General features: G+C 41.1%; 34 protein-coding genes and 2 pseudogenes. 23 read left to right on the top strand and 13 right to left on the bottom strand.

Annotated elements, in window-relative coordinates; translation table 11 throughout:
- Positions 1–11: 11 nt before the first annotated feature.
- The 3 genes and pseudogenes from BACCOP_RS11350 to BACCOP_RS19875 all read right to left on the bottom strand — a co-directional run.
- Entirely contained in the window at positions 12–959 is a 948-nt protein-coding gene (locus BACCOP_RS11350) for a relaxase/mobilization nuclease domain-containing protein (RefSeq protein WP_005868790.1), read from the bottom strand.
- Positions 956–1,348, bottom strand: coding sequence for a MobC family plasmid mobilization relaxosome protein (locus BACCOP_RS11345; protein WP_005868789.1), 393 nt, complete (start codon positions 1,346–1,348; stop codon positions 956–958). Before BACCOP_RS11345 ends, BACCOP_RS11350 begins: the two co-directional genes overlap by 4 nt.
- A 114-nt stretch (positions 1,349–1,462) precedes the next feature.
- Positions 1,463–2,722: pseudogene (locus BACCOP_RS19875) on the bottom strand (IS1380 family transposase); the annotation flags it as partial.
- On the opposite strand from BACCOP_RS19875, the gene BACCOP_RS11330 reads away from it, so the two are divergent.
- The 5 genes from BACCOP_RS11330 to BACCOP_RS11310 all read left to right on the top strand — a co-directional run bounded on the left by BACCOP_RS11330 (position 2,698) and on the right by BACCOP_RS11310 (position 7,132).
- On the top strand, positions 2,698–2,883 hold the full coding sequence (locus BACCOP_RS11330; protein ID WP_007564641.1) for a hypothetical protein: 186 nt from the start codon (positions 2,698–2,700) through the stop codon (positions 2,881–2,883). The pseudogene BACCOP_RS19875 and the gene BACCOP_RS11330 overlap by 25 nt on opposite strands.
- A gap of 198 nt (positions 2,884–3,081) precedes the next feature.
- Positions 3,082–4,290 (top strand): hypothetical protein, encoded by a 1,209-nt coding sequence (locus BACCOP_RS11325; protein WP_007569205.1) that lies wholly within the window; start codon positions 3,082–3,084, stop codon positions 4,288–4,290.
- Between the two features lie 881 nt (positions 4,291–5,171).
- A complete protein-coding gene (locus tag BACCOP_RS11320; protein WP_005868785.1) occupies positions 5,172–5,798 on the top strand; it encodes a JAB domain-containing protein in 627 nt (208 codons plus the stop codon).
- Positions 5,799–5,974: 176 nt separating this feature from the next.
- Complete coding sequence (locus tag BACCOP_RS11315; protein ID WP_005868783.1) at positions 5,975–6,385, top strand: hypothetical protein; 411 nt, start codon at positions 5,975–5,977, stop codon at positions 6,383–6,385.
- Between the two features lie 348 nt (positions 6,386–6,733).
- Positions 6,734–7,132 (top strand): hypothetical protein, encoded by a 399-nt coding sequence (locus BACCOP_RS11310; RefSeq protein WP_005868782.1) that lies wholly within the window; start codon positions 6,734–6,736, stop codon positions 7,130–7,132.
- Positions 7,133–7,244: 112 nt separating this feature from the next.
- On the opposite strand, the gene BACCOP_RS11305 is transcribed toward BACCOP_RS11310, so the two are convergent.
- The 3 genes and pseudogenes from BACCOP_RS11305 to BACCOP_RS11295 form a co-directional block, all read right to left on the bottom strand.
- On the bottom strand, positions 7,245–7,841 hold the full coding sequence (locus BACCOP_RS11305; protein WP_005868781.1) for a recombinase family protein: 597 nt from the start codon (positions 7,839–7,841) through the stop codon (positions 7,245–7,247).
- A 41-nt stretch (positions 7,842–7,882) separates the two neighbouring features.
- Positions 7,883–8,212 (bottom strand): hypothetical protein, encoded by a 330-nt coding sequence (locus tag BACCOP_RS11300; protein ID WP_005868780.1) that lies wholly within the window; start codon positions 8,210–8,212, stop codon positions 7,883–7,885.
- Positions 8,213–8,228: 16 nt separating this feature from the next.
- Positions 8,229–9,081, bottom strand: a pseudogene (locus BACCOP_RS11295) (virulence RhuM family protein).
- Positions 9,082–9,514: 433 nt separating this feature from the next.
- Here BACCOP_RS11295 and BACCOP_RS11290 point away from each other — a divergent pair.
- From BACCOP_RS11290 to BACCOP_RS11270, 5 genes are all read left to right on the top strand, one after another.
- On the top strand, positions 9,515–9,763 hold the full coding sequence (locus BACCOP_RS11290; RefSeq protein ID WP_005868778.1) for an AbrB/MazE/SpoVT family DNA-binding domain-containing protein: 249 nt from the start codon (positions 9,515–9,517) through the stop codon (positions 9,761–9,763).
- Positions 9,757–10,077 (top strand): type II toxin-antitoxin system PemK/MazF family toxin, encoded by a 321-nt coding sequence (locus BACCOP_RS11285; protein WP_005868777.1) that lies wholly within the window; start codon positions 9,757–9,759, stop codon positions 10,075–10,077. Before BACCOP_RS11290 ends, BACCOP_RS11285 begins: the two co-directional genes overlap by 7 nt.
- Before the next feature lie 49 nt (positions 10,078–10,126).
- Positions 10,127–10,525, top strand: coding sequence for a hypothetical protein (locus BACCOP_RS11280; RefSeq protein ID WP_005868776.1), 399 nt, complete (start codon positions 10,127–10,129; stop codon positions 10,523–10,525).
- Between the two features lie 99 nt (positions 10,526–10,624).
- Positions 10,625–10,909, top strand: coding sequence for an HU family DNA-binding protein (locus tag BACCOP_RS11275; RefSeq protein ID WP_005868774.1), 285 nt, complete (start codon positions 10,625–10,627; stop codon positions 10,907–10,909).
- Positions 10,910–10,921: 12 nt separating this feature from the next.
- Entirely contained in the window at positions 10,922–11,194 is a 273-nt protein-coding gene (locus BACCOP_RS11270) for a hypothetical protein (protein ID WP_005868772.1), read from the top strand.
- 61 nt (positions 11,195–11,255) lie between these two features.
- Here BACCOP_RS11270 and BACCOP_RS11265 read toward each other — a convergent pair whose 3' ends face one another.
- The 4 genes from BACCOP_RS11265 to BACCOP_RS21550 form a co-directional block, all read right to left on the bottom strand.
- The gene (locus BACCOP_RS11265; RefSeq protein WP_005868770.1) at positions 11,256–11,633 is read right to left on the bottom strand and encodes a hypothetical protein; all 378 of its coding nucleotides are present in this window, start codon (positions 11,631–11,633) and stop codon (positions 11,256–11,258) included.
- Positions 11,634–11,647: 14 nt separating this feature from the next.
- Entirely contained in the window at positions 11,648–11,974 is a 327-nt protein-coding gene (locus BACCOP_RS11260; RefSeq protein WP_005868769.1) for a hypothetical protein, read from the bottom strand.
- Positions 11,975–12,019: 45 nt separating this feature from the next.
- Positions 12,020–12,274, bottom strand: coding sequence for a hypothetical protein (locus tag BACCOP_RS11255; protein ID WP_005868768.1), 255 nt, complete (start codon positions 12,272–12,274; stop codon positions 12,020–12,022).
- Between the two features lie 197 nt (positions 12,275–12,471).
- Positions 12,472–12,672, bottom strand: a complete 201-nt coding sequence (locus BACCOP_RS21550) for a hypothetical protein (protein WP_007564649.1) — start codon at positions 12,670–12,672, stop codon at positions 12,472–12,474.
- Positions 12,673–13,082: 410 nt separating this feature from the next.
- On the opposite strand from BACCOP_RS21550, the gene BACCOP_RS11240 reads away from it, so the two are divergent.
- The 5 genes from BACCOP_RS11240 to BACCOP_RS11220 are packed head-to-tail and all read left to right on the top strand — an operon-like array spanning position 13,083 to position 15,329.
- Positions 13,083–13,562 (top strand): LPD28 domain-containing protein, encoded by a 480-nt coding sequence (locus BACCOP_RS11240; protein WP_005868767.1) that lies wholly within the window; start codon positions 13,083–13,085, stop codon positions 13,560–13,562.
- 56 nt (positions 13,563–13,618) lie between these two features.
- Complete coding sequence (locus BACCOP_RS11235) at positions 13,619–13,882, top strand: hypothetical protein (protein ID WP_005868765.1); 264 nt, start codon at positions 13,619–13,621, stop codon at positions 13,880–13,882.
- Between the two features lie 15 nt (positions 13,883–13,897).
- Complete coding sequence (locus BACCOP_RS11230; RefSeq protein WP_005868764.1) at positions 13,898–14,623, top strand: N-6 DNA methylase; 726 nt, start codon at positions 13,898–13,900, stop codon at positions 14,621–14,623.
- A gap of 29 nt (positions 14,624–14,652) precedes the next feature.
- Positions 14,653–14,976: a hypothetical protein gene (locus BACCOP_RS11225; protein ID WP_005868762.1), complete on the top strand. Its 324-nt coding sequence runs from the start codon at positions 14,653–14,655 to the stop codon at positions 14,974–14,976.
- A gap of 44 nt (positions 14,977–15,020) precedes the next feature.
- Positions 15,021–15,329: a hypothetical protein gene (locus tag BACCOP_RS11220; RefSeq protein ID WP_224263218.1), complete on the top strand. Its 309-nt coding sequence runs from the start codon at positions 15,021–15,023 to the stop codon at positions 15,327–15,329.
- Positions 15,330–15,541: 212 nt separating this feature from the next.
- On the opposite strand, the gene BACCOP_RS21545 is transcribed toward BACCOP_RS11220, so the two are convergent.
- On the bottom strand, positions 15,542–15,742 hold the full coding sequence (locus tag BACCOP_RS21545) for a hypothetical protein (protein WP_008782408.1): 201 nt from the start codon (positions 15,740–15,742) through the stop codon (positions 15,542–15,544).
- Positions 15,743–16,140: 398 nt separating this feature from the next.
- Here BACCOP_RS21545 and BACCOP_RS11205 point away from each other — a divergent pair, with 398 nt between their 5' ends.
- Together BACCOP_RS11205 and BACCOP_RS11200 are read left to right on the top strand one after the other, a co-directional pair.
- Positions 16,141–16,707, top strand: coding sequence for a phosphoribosyltransferase (locus BACCOP_RS11205; protein ID WP_005868760.1), 567 nt, complete (start codon positions 16,141–16,143; stop codon positions 16,705–16,707).
- 1 nt (position 16,708) lies between these two features.
- Complete coding sequence (locus BACCOP_RS11200) at positions 16,709–17,323, top strand: SLOG family protein (protein WP_005868759.1); 615 nt, start codon at positions 16,709–16,711, stop codon at positions 17,321–17,323.
- Between the two features lie 193 nt (positions 17,324–17,516).
- On the opposite strand, the gene BACCOP_RS11195 is transcribed toward BACCOP_RS11200, so the two are convergent.
- On the bottom strand, positions 17,517–18,680 hold the full coding sequence (locus BACCOP_RS11195; protein WP_005868407.1) for an IS4 family transposase: 1,164 nt from the start codon (positions 18,678–18,680) through the stop codon (positions 17,517–17,519).
- A 261-nt stretch (positions 18,681–18,941) separates the two neighbouring features.
- Between BACCOP_RS11195 and BACCOP_RS20680 the strand changes: the two genes are divergently transcribed.
- The 3 genes from BACCOP_RS20680 to BACCOP_RS11185 are packed head-to-tail and all read left to right on the top strand — an operon-like array spanning position 18,942 to position 20,045.
- Positions 18,942–19,103, top strand: a complete 162-nt coding sequence (locus BACCOP_RS20680) for a hypothetical protein (protein ID WP_007564662.1) — start codon at positions 18,942–18,944, stop codon at positions 19,101–19,103.
- Between the two features lie 13 nt (positions 19,104–19,116).
- Positions 19,117–19,566, top strand: coding sequence for a DUF3791 domain-containing protein (locus BACCOP_RS11190; protein WP_005868755.1), 450 nt, complete (start codon positions 19,117–19,119; stop codon positions 19,564–19,566).
- Entirely contained in the window at positions 19,563–20,045 is a 483-nt protein-coding gene (locus BACCOP_RS11185) for a DUF3990 domain-containing protein (protein ID WP_005868753.1), read from the top strand. The genes BACCOP_RS11190 and BACCOP_RS11185 overlap by 4 nt, the downstream gene beginning before the upstream one ends.
- Positions 20,046–20,389: 344 nt before the next feature.
- Here the strand turns inward: BACCOP_RS11185 and BACCOP_RS11180 are convergent, their stop codons facing one another.
- Complete coding sequence (locus BACCOP_RS11180) at positions 20,390–20,587, bottom strand: hypothetical protein (protein WP_007564664.1); 198 nt, start codon at positions 20,585–20,587, stop codon at positions 20,390–20,392.
- A gap of 331 nt (positions 20,588–20,918) precedes the next feature.
- Here BACCOP_RS11180 and BACCOP_RS11175 point away from each other — a divergent pair, with 331 nt between their 5' ends.
- The 3 genes from BACCOP_RS11175 to BACCOP_RS11165 all read left to right on the top strand — a co-directional run bounded on the left by BACCOP_RS11175 (position 20,919) and on the right by BACCOP_RS11165 (position 23,036).
- Positions 20,919–21,254, top strand: coding sequence for a single-stranded DNA-binding protein (locus BACCOP_RS11175; RefSeq protein WP_005868751.1), 336 nt, complete (start codon positions 20,919–20,921; stop codon positions 21,252–21,254).
- 169 nt (positions 21,255–21,423) lie between these two features.
- Positions 21,424–21,762, top strand: a complete 339-nt coding sequence (locus BACCOP_RS11170) for a helix-turn-helix domain-containing protein (RefSeq protein ID WP_005868750.1) — start codon at positions 21,424–21,426, stop codon at positions 21,760–21,762.
- Positions 21,759–23,036 carry a type II toxin-antitoxin system HipA family toxin gene (locus BACCOP_RS11165; RefSeq protein WP_005868749.1) on the top strand — a complete coding sequence of 426 codons (1,278 nt, stop codon included), beginning with the start codon at positions 21,759–21,761 and terminating at the stop codon, positions 23,034–23,036. The genes BACCOP_RS11170 and BACCOP_RS11165 overlap by 4 nt, the downstream gene beginning before the upstream one ends.
- Positions 23,037–23,068 lie beyond the last annotated feature (32 nt).

Here is a 23,068-nt window from a genome sequence, read left to right as displayed (position 1 = left end):
AGTACAGAATATTAGAACCCAACACCTCTCTTGCGCTTAACTTTCTTCCTTCTGCGAAGTATATCCACCATTTCCTGATTGGCTTCCGCATCAGCAGTGTTATAAGATGAGCCACTGCTTTTTAGCAATCCCCAAGAGCCGTTGAACAACTCGCTTTGTGCCGTGCCGGACGGTGCGCTTGGTGTAGCCGTTTCATATATTCCGGCTGTTATTCCCATACGTTCCCTGCATCTGTTGTGCTGCAAAGCCGCGTCAATCTTGGAATAACTGAAACGCCTGTCCACTTTGGAGCCGTTGAAATGGTAGCCATTCATGGAGAATACAACACCCTGCACCTCGCTGGTCTGCCCCTTATGCTTGAAATGTACTTCCACTCCCTGCCGTTTCAGGTTGGCGATAAGCACGTTCCAGTTGCCGCATCTGCCGACTTCCATTTTGATGATGTCGTAAAGCGCATATTTCGTCCTGTCTGGCTCTTTCAGGCGGTTGCGTTTGACATTGTCCTTTCCGCCAGCCATATGCAAGCCGTATTTCAAGGTCAATTCCTTGCAGATGCGGGTACTGCGCAGACGCTCGTGCCTGTCCGATATGGTATTGCCGTTGTTGTCTATGCGGTTGAAAGCAATATGCACGTGCGGATGCTCCTTGTCGAAATGCTGGGCGATGAAGAACTGCGTATTCTTGATTCCCATCCGTTCCATATATTCAAGCGCGATGCCTGCCATGATACGGTTCGTCAGCCGTAACTCATCCTCTTTGGAAAAACTCAACGCGATATGTCCGACAGGTTTTGTCACCTTATCGTTCATCCGTGACTGGGCATTGAAACTCATGGCGATAGTTTCCAGATTTTCCATAAACAAGCCTTCGCTTGCTACTATCTGCGTATCCTTCTTCTTGTCGATGATGTAATCCACCGCACCCTTGAAGTCGCTTCCTTTTACGATTTTCGCCATCATATCCCTATCTTGGTTATAAGTTCATGAATCCTTGCCACTGCCACCTTGCAGTCCCACCGTTCATCGTGGAAGCCTCCGGCGTTTGCCTTACGCGCAAGCTGGTTGAGATTGTTAGCCATGCCGCAGAGTTGGCGGATGTATCCGGCATGTTCCTCCGACAGCCGTTCTTTCACATGACCGTTACGGAAACATTCCCTCATGTACTCGCTTGGTGATACGCCCGCCTCATGCGATCGTGTCAGCAGGCGGAAGTAGTCGGCTGCCGTCATTTTCACTGCGATACGGTATTTCAGTTTCTCGGTTGCTGTTAATTCTTTGTATTTTCTTACCTGCCTCAAATCCGCAACTAAGCCCTTCAACGTCCTTCTTGCGTGTACACGTCCTCTCATTACTGAATTATCAGATAAATTGAGGCAGAAACACCCACTTCTGCCTACAACATCCCCTTACCCCACAATGCGACTTGAGACAATACGCAGTATCATACCCATAAGTTGTAGGCGTTATCCAAAATCAGTCTGAAAAATATCTGCGTAAGCATTGTTACAGGTATAGATATTCAGCACATACCGCCTTGATGTCCTGATCCACTTGGCTGGTACAGAGATAAACCTGAAGACAAACGCTTTTATGCGACTTGTTGCATTGAGTCCGAACCTCTTTACGTCAAGTCTTTGGATAATGGCCTTGTAGAAGTTACGGATAAGTGCTGTAAGAAGAAGGAACACAGTGTTCTCGGCCATGAAGGATTTGGGCAATCTGTCCCACCCGAAACCATTGTTCATATCATCAAAGATACGTTCCTTTCCTCCACGAAGGTTATAGAACTCGACAATTTCTCTTACGGAAGATTCATAGTCGTTAGTCAGGATACAACGGTATGTGTATTCTCCTTCCCAAAGATCCTGCACACCATCCATCCGTTTCTGTCTTTGAATCACAAGTCGGTATGCTTTACCCTTCCACTTCTCAACAAGGATAGAGTTCAATTCAAACTCAATGCCATTGATTTCCTCAGTCTTCCAGCCTCTGAGAGCAAATATGTCATTGTAGAGCGAACTGCAGCGGTTAGTGCGGATATAGAAGGACTTGCAGTGTTTCTCTATTTCCTCCACGATTTCCTCGGAACATGATCCGCAATCAGCTCTGAAACGATTGATAGTGAGCCTGTTCTGTTCAAATCTCTCAAAGAACCTCTTCAGCGTGTCCTTCTGATGAAAACGAAGGTTTTCGTTAAGCCAGATGAGCAGAGCTAAGTTTACTTAAGCTCTGCCATGGCGAGAAAACGTGCCATGAAATGGAACTTTTGTGTTACCATCGCTATTCTCAATGCCAACAATCAAGTCACCAATAACCGCCACGCCAGGGCGATAACCAGAGAACTTCTTGTATGTAGGCTTTGCATCATACTTCTCACCCTCTTTCAGTTGGTCAGATGCAAACATACAATTGAGCAGTAAAGTATTGAGAGTGTCAGCCGTGTTGAAATCGTAGTTCTTACCCGTATCTGATGTGTATGAGATGTTTTCTTGCGTCAGTTCCTTTATCGCTCTGAGGATAGTATCAGAACTACAAGTATGAAGTGTCGGATGAAGCGAGAGATGGTTCATCAAATGAGTAGTGACATCCTCAATACATGAGCCACCACAGAAGTAGATACTCATGAGAGAACGGATGATTTCGCTGTACTGATAACCTAACGATCTACACCTTAGACCGAGGGTTGAGTCGATTACAGATGACAATGTGGAGTCAAATTGCTCATCAGGTAGGGCGGAAGGATTTCGAGGAATTTGGACGACGCATAGGGTTGGGCAATAAATTGATAAAGCGTGAGCTTGATGAGTTTGTCAAAGAGAAACCATTGGTGCAAGTATTGATAGACCGTTCCTTTTTTATCGGAAGAACTGAAAAAGTAATATAGGATGTCTATGGGGTACAGGTGTAAGATGCTTTCTTTCTGATGAAGGGCGGATAAAGCATTCTTCAGGAAAGTACTTCTCCTTTTCCCATACCGGTCATACCGTTAAAACTGATTGATAATTATGACGCGTATGTTGGCCGGTATGCCTATCTTTGTGGCAATGAAAACAGAGAAAGGATTGATTTTGTAAGTATTATCATGGCAAAAGAACTGATTCGTGTCCCTAGGGTGCTTGGGGAAAGCTATAATTCCGTGCTGATTGAACGGTTGTATGAGGCAGGTGGAAATGTCATGCTCGATCTGATCATATACCTGGGCAGCTATCACCTCAAAGACTTGTTCGGGACTTCCTGGTTCTCCGTAGAAGACTTCTGCCGTAAGATGGGGTATGACCGTACCAACTTGCAGCGCAAGCTGGATAGCCGGCAGCTCGCGGCCATGTTCGGAAAGAATATGCAGCCGGAATATGTATGTACCGACACGGCAGGACAGAGAATCAACCATCCTATCGAGACGGTTTTTGAGGCGGCTCTCTATAAACTGGGATTGGAGAACCTCTGCTATCCGACCATTGGCGAGGATGGCCGTACATCCTATAATTTCGTGCAGATCTTGAAACGTTTCGACATAATGACCGATTTCAAGACGAAGAAGTCAACGAAAAGGCTGTACTCGGCAGTGGTAAGCCCGGAGATAAAGAATTTCATGTTCTCGCTCTATAACCTCTTGGAACTTCAGGATTACCGTAGCCTGCCCAGCCGTTACCGCTATTTCTATCTGGAACTTTCCAAGATGGTTTACCTGATCAAGTATAAGACCACCAAGAATGAGGCTCCTTTTTATGTGCTGACAGTCGATCAGCTGGCTAAAAAGCTCGGCATAGAGATTGCCGAACCCAAAGACCGGAAAAAGAAGGTCGCCTCGATACTGAAAAAGATGAATACTTACCTGAAATATACCAATTTCAATTTCTCTTTTGTGAAAGGCGATCATGAGAGATGGGCATATACCGTGTTGTTCTCGTTTCCTAGGCATACGCTGCACTATTTTGATGAAGGACAATATGCTGTCGTGGTGAAGAAATTCTATAAGAACCTGCTTGGGCTGTATGTCGAGATTGCCTACCCGGACACGGATATGGCTGTCAGGAGGAAGAAGATCAAAGAGGTGGAGGAAGATGCCGGACTGTATAAAGAGTTCCTTTTATGGGCAAACTCCCCGGAAAGCGTAGAAAAGAAGAAACAGATATATATCAGTGATTTCGTGGCTGTATTCGGCAGGTTTCCGGAAGGATGGGCACAGGAAGAGTTGGAGAGTGCCAATGGAACGGAAGTTGCTCCTGCTCCTGAAGAGTTCATATCTCCGGAGACGGACGGGGCGGTGAACATGGACGATCCAGCTGTGTAGAACCGTCCACGTTTCACGGTTTTTTATAGAATTAGTTGTGTAGAAGTGTCCCTATTGGGGTGATTAGATGTGTGGAGTCATCCGCTTTGCCTGTTTTAGTTGTGTAGAAGTGTCCCGTTTGTTGCTTCTAGTTGTGTAGAACCGTCCACTCCTTTTGCTTTAGTTGTGTAAAAGCGTCCGGTTTCACTTGTCAGCTGTGTAAAACCGTCCACCCGTTAATGAAGGGAATAGGTAATCCCTGTTTTTTTTATATGTCGGTATATCAGTGAAATAAAAGAGAGAAATTTTTAAATAAAAGGTATCGGCTGTGTAAAACCATCCACCAAAATACATAATAAAGACCTAAACTCCTAACCCCTTTAAATATCCCCAAAGCGATAACATAGAAATGACTGGGAAAATAAATTTTCCCTTCACATGCCCTATACGTACTTTCGGAAAAAGATTTTTCGGAAGTATGTGTTGATTTTCACGTTTTTTTATATGATTGGAAGGCGGTTCTGTTCATCTTCTGTATCCGAATTAGTTTTTCAGGGCGTTCCCTTCTGACCGGGCTATTCGTTGCAAGTCCTCGTTACCCTCCAGGCTTTTCCCTGCTATCCCTAACGCTCTACGCTCCGGCTATGCCGGAAGAGAGGTATGATGATTTTTTCCTGAACTGATAGGAACATTGCGAAGGTAGGCGTGGCCGGAACGCCCGATATTGAAAAGCCAAATCTCCATCCTCCCATTCCGGGAGGTAGTATTTACCAGTTCAATCCCGTTCTGATCCGTCTTTCCCGCTTTCTCTTCAATGCACTGTTCCCAATCAGTTGAGGAAAAATTTATGGTTGGGGCGACAAGCGATGTTTGCGAGTATTAATCTTTTAATTTTTGGCAGTATGAAAACGAAGAGAACCGTATTTGAAGTGAATGACGTTTATCGGGTGATGGAAAACAGCGAGTTGATTTATACCTTGACGAACAGTGAGAAACTGAAACGTGAAGAATATAAGTATGAACAGATGGAAATAGAAGGATTGTGCTTGTCTGATGTACTGGAAACACTAACACCCAGCCGTAAAAAAGTCGCTTATGCGGCGATTGAGCTATATAAACGGCTGAAAGAAGGGCAAGTTGAAAGTCCTGCGCTTTTATCCAGCAATAATGTTTATAAAATGATGCATCCTGTTTTGTGCGATATAGCTACTGAAGAGATGTGGGTGCTGTTGCTGAACAGTTCGTCCAAACTCATCCGTAAAGTCCGTATCTCATGCGGCGGGATAAATACCGCCCCTGTGGATATACGGGTTATCATGAAGCAGGCATTGTATTATAACGCCGTATCTTTTATCATGGTACATAACCACCCATCAGGAGCACGCAAGCCCAGCAGTGCGGATGACCGCTTGACGGAAGCAGTTAAAAAAGCCGCTGAAACATTAGACATCCGTTTGGTTGACCATGTGATTGTGGCAGGCAATAACTATTATAGCTATGCGGACGAGGGAAGATTGCAAAATAGGTAAGGTGGACGGGAGAAATCCCGTCTGCCCGGGATTTCGGCTTCGGGGTTCTTTTTTGGCAGTCACCCCAAAAAAGAACCAAAAAAATGCTTCCCGGACTATCGGATGCGACATCGTAAAATACGCAAAGACGTGGCTTTTCAGAATAAATACATATCTTCGCGCCAAAGGTGATCGGAATGAATGTATTTTCTACTTTTGATACAGGCGTTATGGTGGCTCTCTTACTGGGCATTGAGTTTCTTAGAAGTGATATCCGAACGATTCTCTATTGTAAAAGGAATGATCCCAGGATTCTTAAGAGTTGCTTATATACGCTGCTTATATTATTGACCAGCCTTTATTCTATTGTGGCCGGAGCCATGCTTCATCCGGAACCCGTACCTGTTTATGAGTTGATACCCGGTTTTCAATATGGGGTTTATGGCTTTTCTTTTTCGTTTATATTGCTCGCTGTTGCATGTCTTTATCGTAAAACATTACCTTTTGTCCTTTTGGGCTACGCTATGATATATGTGATCGGTGTATTGATACCACTACTTAGGTATGTAGTGTCTATGATGGATTATTTCACTCGCACAAGGGTATAGCAGGTTAATTTCTTGATTGTATCGGATTGCCCTTTCTGTGGGCTGCCTCCCCCGGCTTCTTTCCTCCGATCCGAGTCCGGCTTTTTGCTCGGCAAAGGTTTCGGGATTCCGCAAATGGCAAGTTACGGCCATGCGCCTTTACTGTATGGAAAATAACGATGAAGAAGTGTCTTCCCGACATTTTCCATAAGTGAAACTTGGCTTATTGCTTGCAATCCAGACCTTGATATGCCGAAAAAAGGCTCAGAACTCAGATGGGGAATGACATCAAAAAAAAGGTCGGCTGACCAAAGACCTTCCCGATACAAAAAATGAAAAGGTCTTGAATCTAGCTGAAGAATAAATCAGATGTTCAACTTAAATAATGCTAATATGGAAAATTTGATTACACAAATCAACAAAGAGAGATTGGTTAATAGCGACACAGCTCTTATGATGAAGGAATTATACTATTACGTGCCTTGTGAGTATTGGTATGACAAACAGGATAGGCTACGCACCGATATTGAGGGAAGGAATACCCCGATGTATATGTGCGAGTGCCCGACACTGGCAGCATGTATCCAATGGATGATACAGACTCGTGAATATACGTTTCAAACAGAACAAAACGTGGCGGTCTGGCATGTGGTTGTGAGGGCTGGAGATTATGTGTTGTATGACTCCGAAAGTAATGCGGACGCTTTTTGTTGTTTGGAAGAAGCATTGGAAAAAGCGGTACAGGAGTGCATGGAGTTATTGTATTAAAATTAAAAAAAATCAGTCCCCGTGAAGGGGACTTTCCTATAATCTTGCTGAGAGGTGGAATTGCAGACGATCTTTGAGAATCATCTTTGAAGGATGGGCAGAGGTTTATTCGTTATTTGTTATTTTTGTTCTCGGATTTCAGCGCAATTCCATTCCTTCTTAATAGGCGATATACTGTTCCGCTACTGCCTATGTTTAATATTTTCTGTATCTCCCTTACCGGCGTTCCGGATTCATAGAGTTGGATGCAGCTTTTCTGCTTGGCGATGTTGTTTTTGTTGATAAGTGTCTTTCTGCCGAATTTGACACCTTTTTCCTTGGCGATTCTTCTGCCTTCTTGGGTTCTCTCATAGATAAGGTCTCTTTCAAACTGAGCGAAAGCACCGAGAATGTTGTTCATCAGTTGGCCGATTGCGCCTTCCGTACTGATGTTGTCTTGCAGTGAGGTGAATTGGATGCCCCTATTCTTGAAATCTTCCAATAGCGTAAGGATATTCTTCAGCGAACGGCCAAGCCGGTCCAGCTTATATACGACAAGTGTGTCGCCTTCCCGGAGAAAGCTCAGGCAGGCATCCAGTTCCGGGCGGTTTTGTTGACGTCCGGTCATTTTCTCAGAGAAGATTTTCTCGCATCCGGCAGCCTTCAACGCTTCCAGTTGCATATCCAGATGTTGTTCCTTGGTGGAAACACGGGCATATCCTATTTTCATCCTGTTTTCGTATTTAAATGTGTAATGAAGGTTTTAATTCTTCACTTTTTCAAATATGAAGACATTAATTCTTCATATTCCTCACGGCTGTATTGGTTGAACCCCTTTTGCTTCATTGCCAAAAGAAGCCTTTCCAGTTCTCCGATAGTCACTACCTGTTTGCCGATAACGGTAAATTGTTCCCATTCTCCCTTTTCGTTGAGCAGGTATTCCCGGTGTGCAAAACAGTAAAGAGAACCATCGATGTCATTCCGTTTCTGCCATTGACGCAGGTGCTTCAAACTGGTGAAATCACGGGTGACAGTACGTGGAATGGGAACCAATACGTCAATTTCCATCTTGAATTTTATATTCTCTTCCGCTTCTCGCATGGGTGATTAGCTTATTTCATAATACATCAATTATCGTATGGGCAGGAAGTTCCAGTTTGGAGAAAGCAAACATTTTCTTGCCCAAATCCTTTAGCGATGCCCCAATATGATATACTTCCGTATTATCAATGATTAAGAAGCGGTCATGACTACTTTTGTAGGTTCTAGCTTCAATGGGAGGATATTGGTCATTGTGTTTGTTTAAATCAAGTTGGAGCTGTGCGTTTATTTTGTGTATAAATAGTAGCTGATACTCCACTGTTTCGTTTGCTCAACATGAGTAACACGGATTCATCTACATAGTTGTCGATAAGCACAAGTGAGCATTTGGCAGACTTTATTAAATCTGTAGCAAACTTATACGCATCGAATATCTGACCGTCAAAGAATATACCTTCCACCGGAGGCAATGAGGTGCGTACAAAGAAGTCTATCTTTGCATCATGTTCAGCAATGGTTTTCTCTATTTGGAAGAATCTATTGTTCATTCTATATTCCATGTCATTGAGCCGTTGGTTTATAGAATAACCTTTCAATAAATATTCTTTTAAAATTTTATTTGCCCATTGCCTGAATTGCGTACCTCTTACGCTTTTAACTCTGTATCCAACTGAAATTATTACGTCTAGACTAAAGAACTTGACAGGCTTATCGGAATTAGCAATGTGCAAAAAATGCACATTGCTTTTCTCTTCCAATTCCTTTTCCTTAAAAACATTATTTATATGTTTGGTAATAACGGTTCTGTCACGTTGAAAAAGTTCTGCTATCTGCGCTTGTGTGAGCCAAACGGTTTCATCTTCTAAACGTACTTCCAACCTTACAGCTTCATCCGGTTGGTATAGTATGATTTCTCCTTGCTTCTCCATTATATGTTTCGCTTTTATTATATTGTTGCAAATGTACGAAAAAGAAACGTTATAAAGTCTGTTTTTTCCGTAAGTATTACCTTAAAAATTTGTTCCCTTTTTATTTTAATAAAACAGAAACATTCTGCTGTTTTAAAAATCAGTTATCTGTTTGCTATTCATAGTTAGGGTATCAAATAACTAAAATTCAAATGGAAACGCAAATCTATATTTTATGCAGATTTGTTTGTTAGAAGCGGAGAAAAGGACACAAGACATGATAAGAATCATAGGTCGGGGAGCGCCGCACGGCAAGGGGGGCACTAGCCTCCCGACGAGTGCAGCCGTTGGCCGGGTTATCGGTGAAAATGGAAAAAAGTTGGCTTTTCTTTTGGTATTGTTATAACTTTGTCTATATTTGTGTTGTGATAATCAATTTTAAAGTTATAACATTATGGTAACAAACATTATTCAGATTGGAAACAGCAAGGGGATAATACTTCCTTCCGAGATATTGAAACAGTTGCGTTTGTCCTTGAAATCGGCTGTGAGCATTTCTTTGGACGGGAACAATATTGTGATAAAGGCACAACCACGGCAGGGATGGGCGGAAGCTGCCAAACGTGCCCATGAGAATGGGGATGATGAGTTGCTTATCCCTGATGTGTTTGAGGATGAAAAGTTTGAGGATTGGACATGGTAGAACAGTATGGAGTGTATTGGGTAGAGTTAGACCCTACCCGTGGGGGTGAAATGGCAAAGACACGGCCATGTGTTGTTGTAACTCCTTCAGATTTGAATATGTACCTTACAATAGTAGTCATTGCTCCGATAACCTCCACCATAAGGAACTATCCTTACCGGGTTCTGTGTTCTGTAGCCGGGCGTGATGGGGAGATAGCCACGGATCAGATTCGCACGGTGGACAAAAGCCGGCTGAAAAGAAAGATTGGAGATTTGAATTTCAGTGAGATAAAAAGACTGAAGGAAGTGTTTCATCAAATGTTCTGTGAATAATGGAAAGTGTGCAAATAACAGGTTATGTAGCGTATTCAAAAAAGATATTATGAAGCCAACTACTTATATTAATTGGGACGGTCTGAAAGACATTCCATTCTTCTACTGCGATACAAAGGAAGATGAAGAAAACAAGGATTTCGACATCTATTACCAGGGCAAGCTGGTGTTGCATGACTACAACCATTGCGGACACTACCTTTACACTGCTGCGCTGCTGTTCAGTAAAATCAGAAACATTACAGCCGACTGGGTGAACCTGCATAACCTTTGGATTCTGCGTGATTGCGTGCGCGAGAATTACAATCACGGCATAGGAGTGGACGACCTTATTTTCGGAGAGAATTTCGATGGCAAGAACCTCGATACACTCACACCGCTTACCAAGAAACGCTTTGATTATTTGTGTAAGCGGATTAAGGAACTTGACCCATACGCAACAATTTAACACTTCATTGGGCGAAGGCAGGGCTTGCTGCGGATGCCAGACTTTAAATAATCCATTGGATTAATTATCTTTGCACGCTAATTTTCAAATTATAAAGAAATGACTAAATCGGAAATCGTAAAGGAAATATCTGCCAGAACCGGCATCGACGGCAAAGCGGTGCTTGCTGTTTTGGAAGGATTCATGAACGAGGTAAAGACTTCGTTGGGTAAGGAGGAAAATGTCTATCTTCGTGGATTCGGTAGTTTCATAGTGAAGAAGAGAGCGCAAAAGACAGCTCGGAATATCTCTAAGAATACTACTATGATTATTCCGGCTCATAACATACCGGCATTTAAACCGTCTGACGAATTTTTGAAAATGGTAAAACAACAGAACGCATAATAGGTAAACACAATGAAAGATCAGTTACGATTATTGAGAGACTGTATCAATAATGATCGTCCGGCAGTTGTCTTTCAGGGAGACGATTTTTGCGCTCCTGAGATTTTGGAAGCAGCAAAAGAAATTTATCGTAAACATGGTTGTTCCGAAGAATTTCTTTTTGACTGGCAGCTGCTTATCAATGAGGTGAAGGCTTACCAGTTAGAAAGTCCGGCAACTGTCAAATTGCCGAAACTCTCCCCGACAGAAACGGAACTGGTGCGGGAAGAGATGACTAAACGCTAAAAAATATTCTCGTTTAATACGCACCTTTTATTCTTCAGGCAGCGTATTGAACGGGATGGGATTAAAATGTTGGCGAACCTGCTTTTTTCGAAAGTTCCTGCCAATAGTTGAAGTCACTCGGTGAAAGATGCTCTTGCATCCAGTCACGCATACCAATATCGTTTCTTTCGTTCACATATCTCGTAAACGGAATCATTGTCTTACATGCTTCAAATCCAAGCATTCTCATATGGCGTGAAATGTTGGGAGGAAGACCTTCCAACCACTCTTTATAATACATTATCAATCTGTTTTCTTGGATTGGAACCGCTTGTTGGTGGTAAATATAGCTGGCGTTTCCGATTCTAATATCTCTGGCCTTATTTTCCCGTTCTTCTTCAGGTAGCCGACTTAAATATTCAGCTTGTGCTATTCTGCATTTGGAGTTTGGATGTTCCATGGTATTTTATATAATTAAGACTCTTCAATGATACGGTTCATCAAATCACATATTTTTTGGCAGCTATGACGGTCTGCGCAAGCAGGATAGGGGCATTTCTCAAAGGATGCCTGATTATCCGTAACTATGAAACCTCCGGAACGACGTACATAACTTACCGGATGAAAATAAATATCTTCCTTTTTCGGCCTATAAGTACATAGTCTTATAAGGCTGTTCAGCTCTTTGCAAATTTGCTCACATTTTTCTTTGGGATAATGTGGCAAATCACTGAATGCTTCGTAGGGGACAAAGGCAAATGCTTTGTCATCCCACATGACAGGTGTGTAATTCTGTACCATTTGTTATTTGGAATAAGGATGGCTGGCAGATTCCGTATTTCTGTATCAGTTAGGTAATCCGTCACTATTTAAGTGCGCCTGGGCAAACTCCCGGAGGTTCGTTTCGGCAATGCACTTTTCATAAATCTCATCCAATACTTCTTGCATATTTTCTACTTTATTGAATTTTAAGGGGCTGCCGTTTGTTGCGGCTTGCCTTTCCAGTTGTTCGATGATACTGGGAAATATCCCACGCAATAAACCGACGGTAGCTACGGCTGTAGCTGGTTCTACCTCTATTGTAATCTTTTTCTTTTCCATATCGTTGTATTATGTTATCAAAAGTAATAATTATTAGGATATTGGTAAGCATTTCTTCTGAAAAACTTTTTAAAGATATTGTTTTAAGATGACATACTGTGTTTTTGCGTTCACGCAGTATTCTTTCCCACCCTCCCCTTCATCGGAATGACTGTTCTCATTTCCGGTTTACCCGTAGTCATCCGCTATGCGGCTGATTATGGGCAAACCAGAAAAGAGAAGTTCCAAACGTGGGCGGGATTGCAATGGTCATCATCCGGAGCTTCGGCATTGCCGAAACAACCTCCTTCTTCCGTATTGCAGCCCCGTCCTTTTACCGTTTGTCCCGGCAGTCCGTTGCTAACCCGTTCCCCCCTGCCACTTGTGGCAGGGAGATAGGAATACGGTTTTGCAGGCAAAACCGTATGGCTTGTTTTACTTTCCGTACTGCCCTTTTCCTAGTTTTCTGCCTCCCTTAATGTGCGTTTTTCATAGCCCCATCTGAGACCCTTTGTTTTTGAACGGCAAATTTATTTCGGTGGATGGATACGAAAGAGTTCCGGTCTTCGCCCTTTGTCCCGAAAAAAATAACGCCGGACGGCTTCGCTGTCCCCAACATTTTTTGTCGTCCAAAACTTTTCTTAATCCCTCCTTCCTTATTGTTGTGTGCCGTAAAAAAAAGGCTCATAAACTCAGATGGGGCATGAAAGCTCAAAAAAAAAGTCGGCAGAAAGAAAAGGCCATCCCGGAAAGGGGTTTTAAAAAAAGGTCTTTAAATCTAGCTGAAGCATAAAATTAGAAGTTTAACAATCCCAAAAAACAACGAGTTATGTCACGAGTACACTATTTAGAAGGAGATTATGAACAGTTAGTTATTAATGAAACGATAGACGGTCTTTTTTCCAGTTATCGTATAGACCGCAATTCATTGCCAAAAGGATTTTTCCTTTATGAGATTAGATGGGATGACAGCTTATCTTCATTGGCAGAGATTAGCCCCTCTGTGGTGGTGAATCATGCAGGTTCATTCATTACAAAGTCACCCCTTGAATTTGATGCAAACAATAGCATACGGATAACCTATACCAATTTTATCGAGTTCTGCCAGTTTGGTGAGTGGGCTTATGAGAAACTGGCTGTATTGGATTGTAATTCCGGTAATGTTGCGGTGATAAGCCCAGACAGGAGATTGCAGACCACTGAAGAGATTGAGATTTTTTTGAGTGGGCATTGTGGCTATCATCTGAGTGAGATTAATTGGATGGTGATGAAAGGCGATGTGCTGTTTTTGAACGAGAACGATTTTTAATGAGTATAACCGTAACTGCCTCTTGGAATGGGGCAATTACATAAAATATTATAAGTATGAAGTGGATAGATAAGATGGTAGAACGCATTACCCGAAAAGAAACTGCTTTAAATGACCACTTTTGTGTAAATCGGCATACGGTTGTATGTCAGAGTGGTATGACTGATTATGTTTCTGTAACGATTGATAATACCGATGGTTTTGATTTCGATTTTTGGACAAAACAACTTTGTTTTGAGAAGGACTGTAAATATCGCTCGGAGATAAAAGCGGCTTTTGATAAAATCTATGGCACAAGGAATATAGAATGTTGTGAATAATGAAGTCAGAAAAGTATGATACCAAAGGAGATAATGAAACTTTATGAAAAGCTTGCTTTCAGTCGGGGATATGAAGAAGCCTTTCGGGATTTTTTGGATGTTTGTCTTTACTATTTGTCTGTCGGGATGTTGGCGGAGGATTATCGTAGAGTGGAAAAAAGATATAAGCCATATGAAATGGAACTTTTTGTTCAAATGTTTTATAGGGTGTCTGAATATTCGGAAGGATTTTGCGATGTCTTGGGAGATATGTTCATGGAGTGTGTCAGTCATGGGAATAACGGACAGTTCTTTACCCCGATACACGTTGCTGATTTGATGGCATGTATGGGGGGAAATAGGCTGAAACCTAAACAGTCGGTCTGTGATTCGTGCTGTGGTTCCGGCAGGATGCTACTTTCCGCTGTAAAAAAATGTGCGGAAGAGAATGATGGAGGAAGGCTTTTTTGTTATGGCTCGGATATAGATTTGATTTGTGTAAAGATGACCGTTGTCAATCTGATGATGAATAGCGTACCCGGTGAAGTCGCATGGATGAATACATTGACAATGCAGCATTGGAGAAGTTATCATATAGATTTACAGCTGATAGCCGGAGTATGGTTGCCTATTTTAAAGATAACGGAAGCAGGTGACACTTCTTTTATTAGGAAACTTGAAAATGCAATGGAGGATAATTCTGAATTGAAGAGGTCGATTCAGAGCAACGCAAGGGCTACGCAGCTGACTTTTGATTTTTGACAAGATAAATATGTAAAAAGGATTTTGGTATGAAAGCAATAAGAACAAAAGAGGTGAATGAGAACGTCAAAGCGGCGAACAGTTGTTTGCGTAAAGCGAAATGGCAGGCTAAGGAATTGGCTGTTTTTACAGGTGAAGTAGTGCGTCTGATGGATAAGGAAGGGCATTCTCTACAAGGGTTCTTTAATCGGGTGGAGTTTGTTCTGGTGGACGGCACTATTAAATTCCGTGTAGTTATAAATCCTATTCTTGAATGTGAGAACTGTATAATGGCTTCTTGCCATGAAGACTATCTTTATGAGGTGGTCTCGGTGGAAAAGTTTACCTATAAAAATTATAGGTATCATTTGTAATGATATTGTATTTTAATGATTATAAACTGATTTATATTATAACAATGATGGGCAAAATTAATAATATTCCCGTTTTGAATGAAGATGTTATTCGTTTGGTTGTACTCAATGAGGAAATTATTGGGTATATCTATCCACGAAGGACTTCTTATGTGGTGGCATTGGAGATAAAGCCGGGACGTACTACCTCTTTGGCTACATCTGTCAATAAACAATGCATGGTTTTGTTGAGTGATAAGGTTCGTTTGGCCACGGAACAGGATTTCGATGATTTTCATATATGCTTTGATGGTTTCAGAAATAACACTATGTATTGTTATAATCAGGGAACGGAACCTATATACCTTCAATGAAGCACATTCTCCCTTCTTTTGGATTAGGGAAGGGAGGGTATTTTGCTGTCCGCTACTTTTTGGCAAGCACCCCAAAAAAGTAGCAAAAAACGCTTGGAGTTACTGGTAATCCCATTAATTTGCGTTCACGCAGTATTCTTTCCCACCCTCCCCTTCATCGGAATGACTGTTCTCATTCCCGGTTTACCCGTAATCATCCGCTATGCGGCTGATTATGGGTAAACCGGAAAAGAGAAGTTCCAAACGTGGGCGGGATTGCAATGGTCATCATCCGGAGCTTCGGCATTGCCGAAACAACCTCCTTCTTCCGTATTGCAGTCCCTTCCTTTTACCGTTTGTCCCGGCAGTCCGTTGCTAACCCGTTCCCCCCTGTCACTTGTGGCAGGGAGATAGGAGTATGGTTTTGCTTGCAAAACCGTATGGCTTGTTTTACTTTCCGTACTGCCCTTTTCCTTGTTTTCTGCCTCCCCTAATGTGCTTTTTTCATAGCTCCATCTGAGATCCTTTGTTTTTGAACGGCAAATTTATTTCGGTGGATGGATACGAAAGAGTTCCGGTCTTCGCCCTTTGTCCCGAAAAAAATAACGCCGGACGGCTTCGCTGTCCCCAACATTTTTTGTCGTCCAAAACTTTTCTTAATCCCTCCTTCCTTATTGATGCGTGCCGTAAAAAAAAGGCTCATAAACTCAGATGGGGCATGAAAGCTCAAAAAAAAAGTCGGCAGAAAGAAAAGGCCATCCCGGAAAGGGGTTTAAAAAAAGGTCTTTAAATCTAGCTGAAGCATAAGTTTAATTTTAATAGATAAAAGACTATGGCACATCAGAGTAAATATCCTAGTTTAGACAGACAATGGCATAAGATGATGTTTTCTTTCTTTGAGTATCTTCCTATGCAATATCGGCAGGCAACGGAAAGAGAATGGCAAATTCGTAAGATGATATGGAGTTTTAAGGATGGAAAAGCTTATTTGAATATAGCTTGGATGATAGCGAATAAGTTACATCAAGTTTTTGGTGATGATGTTAAGAATATTGTTTTTGCTTGTGTTCCGGCTTCTTCCGCTGATAAGAATGAACTTCGTTATAAGGGGTTTGCTTCGGCTGTGTGTAAGTTTTCAGGTGCTATCAATGCGTATGAACATATACGTGTCAGTGGAGATCGTTTGGCTATTCACGAGAAATTTGACAGCAAGTCGCTTCAAAAAGTACAAGTGATAGAATTTGACAAGGACTTTTTTCGGGGTAAGAAAATCTTGGTATTTGACGATATTTTAACAAAAGGGTTTTCGTATGCTCGTTTCGCATGTCAGTTGGAAAAAATAGGAGGTGAGGTTTTGGGAGGTTTCTTTTTAGGTAAAACAGTTGTCCGTATGTTATAAGATGAAAGAAAAAGAGAGTTATATAGAGAAGCAGAAGGATATCTTTGGAGATACTACTTGGTTCACTTATCGTTATGAGGTGAATGGAATGGTGTATGAAACTTCGGCAGGTTCGTTGGATATATGTAGAAAGGCACGTGATAAATGGATGAAAATGATGTCCGTTGCTTTTACCGGTCATAGAACGATACGAACAAATAAATATGCTTTGTCCGTATCGTTGAATGAAGAGGTACGTTTCTGCTATGAGAATGGAATCCGTTTTTTCTATATTGGTTGTGCGGTTGGATTTGACATGATGGCTGCTCATACCGTACTTGAACAAAGGAAACAATATCCCGATATGGTTTTGGTGGCGGTTGTTCCTTATGTCGGGCAAGATGTGTATTTCAACAAAGAGGACAAACAGAGGTATGCTGATATTTTGCGCCAAGCCGACAAGGTGGTAGTTCTATCCGAATATTATTATGCCCAATGCTATGCCCACCGTAATGATTACATGATTTCACACGCCTGTAGGCTGATTGCCTATTGGGATGGAAAATCTGCCGGAGGAACTTCTTATACGTTTAACAAGGCACAAAAAAAGAAATTGGTGATATACAATCTGTTTTGATTCAGATTGTATATCGTTGTTTTCCAGCGGTATGATCAAACGTGGCGATGTCATACTGTCTGGTTGCTGTAAGTGCTAATACTTCCGATGCAAAAGAGAAAGACACAATAAATATGAAAAGCAATGATAGATGAATTTTACTTAATTGTTTTACCTTTGTAAAACATTAGTGTCCCATTAAAATTGGGACGAATTAAAAATTAAATAAACTTGGCCCATTTGGTCCGAATCGTTCTTTGTCATTTTGAAATTTAGTTTTATCAAAGAGGTCTCTCAGATGAGTCTTATCAGTCAATGAGATGCTCAGTATTTGTAACACTTCATATGTACTTCTGTTCAGTTGCATATCGTGTTGAATGATTGCCACCAAACAGTAAGCGCATATAGCAGCATATATCTGTATTCGAACAGCATTCTCTGTAGTTCCCCAAAATCTTTTGATTTTAAGGTGCTGCTTGAGCCATTTGAAAAACAGCTCTACCTGCCAGCGATTTTTATAAAGTTCAGCAACTTGAAGCGCAGATATATGCATCGCATTGGTTATGAATGTAAATTCTCGTTCTTGTTCTTCATCCCAATATTTAACCAATCTAAGTGGCTCTGGATAATATTGTTTAGGATAGAATCCTGTCAGAAATACACTTGCGTCTGAAAGCACATTCTTAGGCAGCCTACGTTTCCATTGGATGGATTTGTACCCGAGATTCTTTTTTGCTCTGACAACAAAGTAGGCTTCAATTTGATGAATTTTATACAGTATTTTGAAGTTGTTATAACCGCGGTCAAAGATGTAATAAGAGCTTGGTTCATAAGGAATTTCAATCATAACTTTAGAATCGTGTACGGATGCTTCCGTGATATGAAAGAATGCAGGAATCTGTGTTTCCACATCATATAATGTATGCACTTTGATACCACCTTTCTTTTTGCGGAATTTTGCCCACCAAAAGACTGAAAGGCACAGGTCAATAGTAGTCGAATCGAAAGCATAAACGTTACCGCCAAGTTTGAAAATATGATTAGCACACTTTTGTCGTGCTTCGCTAACCAGGTAGTAAGCATATTCTTCAAAGATGTGATAGTCTCTATCTTGATTTGCTCTTGCCAGCGATGACTTTGATACATTTTTACCCATTCCTAAATGATAACATTTGGAATGATGAGCTTCAAGAGCAACTATCAAATCTCGCAGACTTTCACGATTAGAAAGTTGACCAAACATCAAAGCAAGTAGTTGATTCCAGCAGGTGAAGTGCTTCACATATTTATCACCATCATACTTGGTGACTATGCGGTTAAACTTACTTCGATTCAGAAATGAAGCCAATTGAGCGAAAACGTATTTGTCTTGGAACATATGCCATCGGATTAATCTGATGCAAAGCTACAAATTCAAGTCCGTTCGCTCGGAAAATCGCTGTAACTAACTAAATTTCAAATATTTCAAAGAACTCTTTTAGATTTTAATGGGACAACAATGTTTGTAAAAGGTAAAACAATATGCGTTTTTCAGATACAGAGAACAATATGACCTTTTGCATAGGTGTGTGTTGGTTAGGAACTCCAAATATGGAGTCGTTGCAGAAAATAATGATGAACTTGAATATTATTGATAAGGATGGAAACAATGGAAGCTAATGAACTGATGCGATATGCCTATGAATTACTGCAAGGGCATTCGAATGAAGAATGTGCCCGAATATTAAGAGAAGTGGTGGCCGAGTGTCAGGTGTGTATAAAGAACTGTGAAGAAGGTGTTTTCGAAAATATGCTAAAGTAATAACAACAAGAATATGGAAATTACTCATAAAAATCAAGGAGAACTTGACTCAACCATGCTCCCATTCGTGATGAGAGAGCTGGTAGAACTGGTCATGAAGAAAAAGGCATTGCCTTTAGGCGATGCACTGTATTATATATATTCTTCCAAGTTGTATAAATCTTTGCTGGATAAGAGTACCAAGTTATGGTATTCAAGTACATTGTCGCTTTATGAAACATTGGAGAAGGAAAAAACAGAAGAAAAACGACGGTATAACGGTGACACGAAGATCCTGCTTTTCAAGATGTTCTGCATTGAGAATTATAGGGAGGAAAAGAAACAAAGTGCGGAAGAAACCTTGTTGTTGTTTTCGGACTATGGGGTTTTTGATTTTTTGGATGAGACTTTTGAAATGCTTCATACCCAAGACCCCGAATATATATTAGATACTATAACGACTTATATCAATAAAAGAAAATGAGACTATTTCATGGATCTACAGTTACCGTGAAACGCCCTAATATACAGAAAGGACGGAAGGCTACGGACTTTGGGAAGGGATTTTATACGACAACCAACTTTGAACAAGCAAAAAAATGGGCTTTGTTGAAGAAGAACAGGGAACAGAGCGAAAAAGCAATCGTCTCTGTTTATGAAGTTCCCGATGATATTCTTGATAGGGAATATCCGGTTCTTCGGTTTATGGGTGCGACAAAAGAATGGCTGGAGTTTGTTGTCAACAACCGCAGAGGAAGAGAAAACGGTGACTATGACCTAATAATGGGGCCTGTCGCAAATGACCAGTTATATGCGACAATTCGGCTTTATGAACAGAGAGTTGTTACGGCTGAAGCCGCTATTGAGATGCTGAAAGCGCATAAGTTGTTCAATCAGCTTTCATTTCATACGGTAACAGTCGCTTTGTTGTTGAAGTTTGTTGAATCAATTGAAGTGGGGTAAAGAATATGTGAAGTGAAAATAGGGGGAAGTTTATCCCCCAATGGTAAGGTTGTTTTTTGCGTCCACTTAGTTTTTTCCCACCCACCCTTTCAGCGGAGTGACTGCCCGGCAGTCTGTTGCTTACCCATATGTCCTAGCCTTTTAGGGCTGTAGATAGGTAGTTGGATATTTCGCTGCCAAATCGGCAGTCCGCTTCAATCGTTTGCTTGCTTTTCTCCGAGTGGAGCCTTTCTGCTTTTCCGGTGGTGTAATCTTCTTTTATTGGAAACAGGTGTAGTGGCTGTATGCCTGTGTGGTTATGTTCTCCCGCAGAATCCGCAAGTCAGTTCTTCCGTTGCAGCTTTTCATTTTATCGTGCAGTCACTTTTTTCGATACGTGGAATATGATATGCTTCATTCTTCGGCTTCATTTTTTTAAAAGGAATTGCAGATGTTTCTTCCGGTGTGTCGATAGGCGGCTGACCATCTTTTCGGGATGTGCCATGCTTGCTGTCTAACCGGTTGTTTTTTGCATCCTTTCCAAACCTGTTACTGATTTTCAAGTTTTGTCTTTTTCATATCATTTTTTAGGGAAGTCAAATCATTTTCCGTTGCAAATATAGATTGTTGCTAACCCCTTTTACGGGGATAAGGGGACGATTCACAAACACCACGTTGTTATTCGTCTGAAATCTTCCTTTTTTTGCCTTGCACAAAAAGCGTATTTAACCCGAATTATTCGTTGCCATCTTCACCAATAAAAAAGTTACAAATCTTCCTTTTTCCGGCCAGCATAAAAAGAGTATTTATATCTTTTTTCATGGTGTCCCCCAAAGCCAACAATCAGTTATTGCACTGTAAAATTGATTAATTAACTTCTAAAAAATCAGAGATATGAAAAAGATTGAAAATTCATTCGCAGTAACAGGCAGGATTTGTAGGGATGCAGAAATCCATTTATTCGAAATAGTAAAGGTTGCACACTTCTCTATTGTGGTCAGTCGCATAGGCAAGATAAATGAAGAAAAAACATTTGTTTCCTCTGTTATGAAAGTTGAAGCCTGGAGTAAGATGGAAGACCGCTATGCTTTTTGGATACTGCAAAAAGATGTACTGATTACCGTTGAAGGCTACTTTAAGCCGGAAGAATGGACGGATTCTAAAAGTGGGGAGAAACGTAACCGCATTGTGATGGTAGCTACTAAGTTCTACCCGACTCCGGAAAAATAAGAACCCCCGGACTAAAAAGAAAAAGCAATCAAACGATTGAAGCGGCACAAGGTCGCTTCAATCGTTTGCTAATGCGGCAGAAGATTATAAAAAAAGTGTTTCTTAATTTGGTGATTTTCAGATTTATCGGTATTTTTGTATCAAAAATGATACCTAAATATGTTTTTCTATGAAAAGATTATATGATACATATACAATATACGAATTTTCAGATGAATGTATTGTAAAGGAAATCTGCAAGAGAGTTAAGTCTATAAGACTTAGCTGCTGTTTTTCCCAGCAAGAATTTGCGGATAAGGCAGGAGTATCTATCGTTACTATTAAGAGAATAGAATCTTGTAAAGTAAGTGATATTGCCCTAAGTACATTGCTTAAGATTTTGCGTATAAGTGGAACTCTTGAAGGCGTTGTCGGTTTGGTTCCGGAACTTCCAGACTCCCCTTTCCTAATCAATGAAAAAACAGGTAAAAGAATACAAAGAATTAACGGTAAACGTAAGATGGTATGAAGAAAGAGCCGATTATAGTGAATGTATATCTGTGGGGGACTTGCATTGGCAAATTGAATTGGGACTTTGAAAAGCATTGTTCTGTATTCCAATTTACGGATGAATATAGGAAACAAGATTATGATATATGCCCTTCCACACACCCTAAGAGAACCCCTTTGTTTGCGTCTTTCTATGGGAATAAAGATAAATTATATCAAGGGCTTCCGGAATTTCTTGCAGATGCGCTTCCTGACAAATGGGGGGCTTCCCTATTTGACCAATGGCTCACGGATAATAATATAAAGGTTACGGAATCATTGCCTCTATTGAAGCTCTCTTATATTGGCAAGAGGGCTATGGGAGCATTGGAATTTGAACCGGAATTTAATGATGATGCCATCCATGAGTCAGTAAATATGTCATCATTGGCAACTTTGGCTTCTAAAATATATAATGATCGAGATGCTGCTGTCATATCACCGGAGGATAGCCTCACGATGAAAAAGTTGATATATCTTGGAACTTCTGCCGGTGGCATGCGCCCGAAGGCAGTGATTGCCTATAATCTCGAAACGGAAGAGTTTCGTTCCGGCCAGGTGGATTTGCCTGAAAATTTTAAGCAGTATATCATCAAATTTAAAGAAGCAGATGACTCTCCTACCACAGAGATAGAAATGGTATATAGCGAAATGGCAAAGGCGGCGGGAATCAACATGATGCCATGCTTCCTGAAAGAAATTGATGGAAGAAATCATTTCGTAACGGAAAGATTTGATCGTAAGAATGGAGAAAAGCTCTTTAGTCAGACCCTTGCGGCCATTATGCCGGGTGCAGATGATTATATGAAGCTGTGTTGGATAGCAGAGACTCTGAAACTTCCCCAGGAAGACAAAGATCAGATATTTATCAGAATGGTATTTAATTATGTCGCAGGTATATCCGATGATCATAATAAGAACATATCGTTTATCATGGATAAGGCAGGGGTATGGCGTTTATCACCTGCATATGATGTAATGTTCACGGCAAATACATGGGAAAATTCTTCAGCACACATTCATTCGATGGGCGTGATGGGCAAAAGGTCTGCCTTGACTACAAGTGATTTCGTCAACTTTGCCGAGGATTTTGTAGAGGAGCCCGAAAAGAAGATATTACAGGTGTTCGATGCTGTAAGCAAATTTCAATCGTTATGCGCCACGTATGGCATAGATAAGGCTATATTTGATAAAATCCAACATGTATTGGATGGATTGGTCACTGATGATTTGGATTTGCTGCAATTAACTTAAAGAACAGTAGATGGTGATAGTTGCTCCAGTCT

The sequence above is a fragment of the Phocaeicola coprocola DSM 17136 genome, from assembly GCF_000154845.1.
GTDB lineage: Bacteria > Bacteroidota > Bacteroidia > Bacteroidales > Bacteroidaceae > Phocaeicola > Phocaeicola coprocola.
Note: the sequence above shows the minus strand (reverse complement) of the source record. Positions and strands in the feature narration are given on the sequence as shown.